4 protein-coding genes are annotated in these 4,441 nt (G+C 73.5%); all 4 read right to left on the bottom strand.

What is annotated here, in order from left to right:
• Nucleotides 1-932, bottom strand: a 932-nt coding sequence (locus tag D3105_RS32575; RefSeq protein WP_118906434.1) for an MFS transporter, incomplete at its 3' end; no start/stop codon positions are given.
• 10 nt (nt 933-942) lie between these two features.
• The gene (locus D3105_RS32580; RefSeq protein WP_118906435.1) at nt 943-2,169 is read right to left on the bottom strand and encodes an ATP-grasp domain-containing protein; all 1,227 of its coding nucleotides are present in this window, start codon (nt 2,167-2,169) and stop codon (nt 943-945) included.
• The gene (locus tag D3105_RS32585) at nt 2,166-3,314 is read right to left on the bottom strand and encodes a pyridoxal-phosphate dependent enzyme (RefSeq protein WP_118906436.1); all 1,149 of its coding nucleotides are present in this window, start codon (nt 3,312-3,314) and stop codon (nt 2,166-2,168) included. Before D3105_RS32585 ends, D3105_RS32580 begins: the two co-directional genes overlap by 4 nt.
• Nucleotides 3,311-4,051: a class I SAM-dependent methyltransferase gene (locus D3105_RS32590; RefSeq protein WP_118906437.1), complete on the bottom strand. Its 741-nt coding sequence runs from the start codon at nt 4,049-4,051 to the stop codon at nt 3,311-3,313. Before D3105_RS32590 ends, D3105_RS32585 begins: the two co-directional genes overlap by 4 nt.
• Nucleotides 4,052-4,441: the final 390 nt, after the last annotated feature.

A 4,441-nucleotide genomic window follows, 5' to 3' on the forward strand; every position in this document is an offset into this window, starting at 1 on the left:
GCGATCCCCACGTGCCCGCCGACCCCGATCGCCGCCATCCCCGCAGCCATCGCCCCGAACCCCCACCGCAGCGCGGCCGGGTAGCCCATCGCGGCGACCCGTTCCGCCAGCAGCGGCTGGGCGACGACGAGGAGGGCCGCGTACCCCGTCAGGACGGCCCCGAAGAAGGCGGCCGACGTCCGGGGGACCGCGTACAGCGCCAGGTAGTGCTGGAAGAACATGAAGGCGTACACGCTGAGTACGGTCACCAGGAACGGCGAGAATCCGGGGGTCCGTTCACCGGTGTCCCCTTCCTCTGCGGCGGTGGGTCCGGCACCGCCCGACGGCCGGTCCGCCACGCCGTGCGGCAGCAGCGCGTGCCCGGCCCCGATCAGCGCGAACAGCCCCGTGACGCACGCGAACAGCACCCCGGGCGAGCCCATGACGAGCGGCGCCGCGGCGGGCGGGCCGAGCGCCATCCCCGCATTGAAGGCCGAACTGCTCGCCGACAGCAGCCGAGGGCGGCCCGCCTCGGCCGCGCCTTGCACCAAGTACGCCTTGTTCGCCGGGAGATACAGTGCCGCGCCCGCCGACACCAGCAGCAGCGCCCCGACGGCGAGCACTGGACTTGTCAGCCCCGGAACGAACGCGGCGAACCCCGCCGTACGCAGCGCCAGCGCCAGCAGCATGGCGCGCCGCAGGCCGATCCGCGCCACCACCGGACCCGCGACGACACCCCCGGCGAACTGGATCAGCGAGGCCACCGCCAGCACGAGACCGACGGTGCCGAGACCGATGCCCAGCCGCTGGTGCAGCAGCACCGACATGTAGGGCAGCACGGCGAAGCTACCCAGCGTGATCAGGAACGAGCCCGCCAGCAGGAACCGTTGGGGACCGGAGAACGGCTGCCGTACGCGGGACCCGGGGGACGCCTCCGTGCGCGGCGGTCTCACCGCCCCGGGCTCACGGCTCGTCCGCGACGACGACCGGGCGGACCCGGACGGCCGCGCTCCACGCCCGGTGCTGGGCCAGCTCCGCCGTCCGCCCCTCGGCCAGCACCATGCCCGTACAGCCCCGCTGGTCGCCGACGTGGGCCACGCTCTCGCCGGGCTCGCGCACCGGGAACCACTCCACCGCCCCGGGAAACGCGGCGAGTTCGTCGAGCCCGAGCCAGCCCTTCAGCACCCCGGGCCGATCCGGGTACACCAACACGAAGCCGTACGCGGGGCCTTCGGTGTCGAGCGGGGCGTCCAGCAGTGCCGGGCGGCGGCCCAGCGCCTCGTCCGTCATCGCCGTGTACACGTTGGTCCGCAGCGTGCGGCACAGCACCTCGCCGACCAGCGCGCCGCCGATCCTCCGGTTGATCTCGACCAGTTCGGGCCCGTCAGCCGTCAGGATGAACTCCACATGGGCGAAACCCCGTTCATGCCCGGCCGCCGCCAGGACCCGGCCCACCCACGCCTCGATCCCGGCCCGTTCGGCCTCCGGCAGCGCCACCGGGAACGCCGCCGCCTCCTCCCGTACCACCGCGTCCCGGGACGTCTGGCGGCTCAGCACCCCGAGCAGCCGGGTGGTCCCGTCCCAGCTGAGGGTCTCCGCGCTGTACAGCGGACCGGCGAGGAACGCCTCGGCGAACAGGACGCCCGTCAGACGCTCTTCGGACGCCTCCGCCAGTGCCCGGTGCAGGGTCTCCTCGTCGTGCACGACCCACACATGGCGGGACGAGGTGCCCGCCGAGTCCTTCAGGACCGCGGGCAGCCCCACTGCCCCCAGCACCTCCCCGGCGCCTTCGGGACCCGGCGGGACAGCTATGGCCGTACTGCGGCTCAGCCCGTGCGCGTGGAGCGTCTCCCGGACCCGGCGCTTGTCCCGCAGCAGCGTCACGGACTGCGGATCCGGCCCCGGGAGCCCCTGTTCGCGGGCCAGTTCGGCGGCCGGCAGGCTCCAGGTGTCCGTCGTGTTGATCAGCCCGGCCAGGTCCGGCACGGCGTCCAGCGCCCGGCGGACGGCATCCTGGTCCCACGTGTCGACATCGACGACGTCCAGCGCGTCCGGCGGCAGAACCGCCAGCTCATGCCGGTAGACCGCCCGGTCACCGGTCAGCAGACACAGCCGGTGCCCCGCCTCCGCGGCGGCCTCCGCCATCCGCGCCAGGCCGAAGGACAGGGACTCCAGTGCGACGATCGTCATGGCAGCAGCTCCACGCTCGGTACGGACGAAGGGGAGGGCGACGGGGAAGGGGCATCGCCCTCGGAGGTCCACGAGCCCTCGGCGGTCCTGGCGGCCTCCGGAGCGGCCCGCCCGGCCCACTCCATCACCGACCACGGCGGCCGCAGGTCGTCCGGCGAGACGATGGTCCGGGGCCGCAGCCCCGCCGGGTCCAGAGCCTCGGCGTGCCGAGCGAACACCCGCTCCGCGTAACGGTGTCCGGTGTCGGCGCCCAGCACCAGATGCAGCCGCCCGGGATCGCGGGCCGCCTCCCAGGAGGCCGTCAGATGGGCCGCCCCGGTGGAAAGACCCGCGAACACGGCGTGCTCCCGCAGCAGTCCGACCGCCCCGGCCATCGCATGGCGGAAGTCCAGCCAGTGGACGGTGTCGTACAGCTCGTGGCGGACGTTCCCGAACGGGATCGAGCTGCCGATACCCGCGATGATCGCCTCCGGGTCCTCGAACCGCTCGCTCCCGAAGGTCACACTGCCGAACGGCTGGATGCCCACCAGCCGCACCGACCGCCCCGACTCCCGCAGCGCACGCGCCAGTCCACCCGTCGACGCACCCGTGCCCACCGCGCCGACCACCGTCAGCGGACCGTCCGGAAGCGCACCCGTCAGCAGCTCCGCGAACTCCCGGTAGCCCTCGTGGTGGACCCCGTCGTGGTACTGCCGCATCCAGTGGAAGTCGGGCCGCTCGGCCAGCAGCCGGCGCACATGGTGTACGCGCAGTTCCTGGTCCAGGTGCAGGCTCTGCGAGGGCGGCATCGCGTCGACCGTCGCGCCGAGGATCTCCAACTGCGCCCGCATGGTGGCGTCCACGGTGGTGGAGGCGACGATGTGGCAGCGCAGCCCGTAGCGGTGGCAGGCCATGGCGAGGGCCAGCGCGTAGATGCCGCTGGAGCTGTCGACCAGGGTCTGTCCGGGCGCCACCCGGCCCCGGCGCAGCAGCGAGCGGACCGCGCCGAGCGCCGCGTACACCTTCATCGTCTCGAAGCGGGCGAGGACGACGTCGTCGGTCAGCCGGATCAGGTCCGGGGTCTTCACCGCGTCGGTGATGTGGTCGTGCACGGTGGCGGCAGGTGTGGCGGTGCTGCGCGGACGGGCGTCCGCCCCCGCCCTCACGTGCGCCGCCCGCGCACGATGAGCCGGTCCGAGCGCTGGTCGTAGCCGGACGCGTCGAACCCGCCGAAGCACTCCACGTCGGTGAAGCCCGCGCTCTCGAAGAGGGCGTGCAGCTCGGCCGCCGAGTAGAGCCAGGAGGTGATGGAGGCGGTGCGGGCCGTCGTGCCGCGCACCAGCGTCCAGTCCGTGCGCAGGCGCCGCCAGCTGTCGAGGACGGTGTCGCGCTGGACGACGTAGGTGCCGTCGGGCAGGTCGACCGCCTTCGGCCGCCCGATCCAGCCCGCCAGCACCTCCTTGCCCATGACGTCCACCAGCAGCTGCCCGCCCGGCGCGAGGCTCTCATGGGCGTTGCGCAGCACCTGGAGGTTGTCCTCGGCCGCGTCGAAGTAGCCAAACGACGTGAACACGTTCAGGATCACGTCGAAGGCGCCCGGCTCCCGGTACGTGAGCATGTCGGCGCGCTCCAGCCGGACCGCGGCGTCCGCCGTGTCGCAGGCGGTACGGGCCCTCTCCAGCATCGACGGGGACAGGTCGACGCCCGTCACCTCGTACCCGCGGCCCGCCAGCGGCACCACGAAGAGGCCGGGGCCGCAGCACAGGTCCAGGACTCTCGTGCCCGGTGGGAAGTCCAGCAGCGGGGAGGAGGCGACCAGGGCGGCGGCGGACTCGGCCCGTGCCGGTGGGAACATCGTCGCGGCGAAATCCGACCAGAGCGCGTCGTCCTCGTACCAGTGCATGCCTCGCGGTCTCCTCCCGGGCCGGGGGCCCCGTGGGTGTACTGCGGCGGTCATCCCGGCGGCCGTCCCGTCGCACCGGCTGCCGCTTCCGTCACCGGGAGGCCGTCCGCACCCGGTGTCTCTCCAGTAGTCGGCCGCCCCGGCCGGGAAGTTCCCGCGTGATCACCGGCCGATGTCCTGCCGGGCTCTCCCCATGATCACCGGGCGACGCCGGGGGCCCGGTGCCCGGAAGCCTCACCGGAGGTTCCCGGTCGGTGTGCAGGCGACGTAACCGGCGTTGTTCGCCCGGTGTCATCCCTGGGTAACGGGCCTTTCCTAGATTCGGGAGCGACCGCCGCCCGCCCCGCGTCCCTCCGGGAACGCCCGCCCCCGAAGGGCCCCGCACATGAC

This window comes from Streptomyces globisporus, from assembly GCF_003501885.1.
Lineage (GTDB): Bacteria > Actinomycetota > Actinomycetes > Streptomycetales > Streptomycetaceae > Streptomyces > Streptomyces globisporus_D.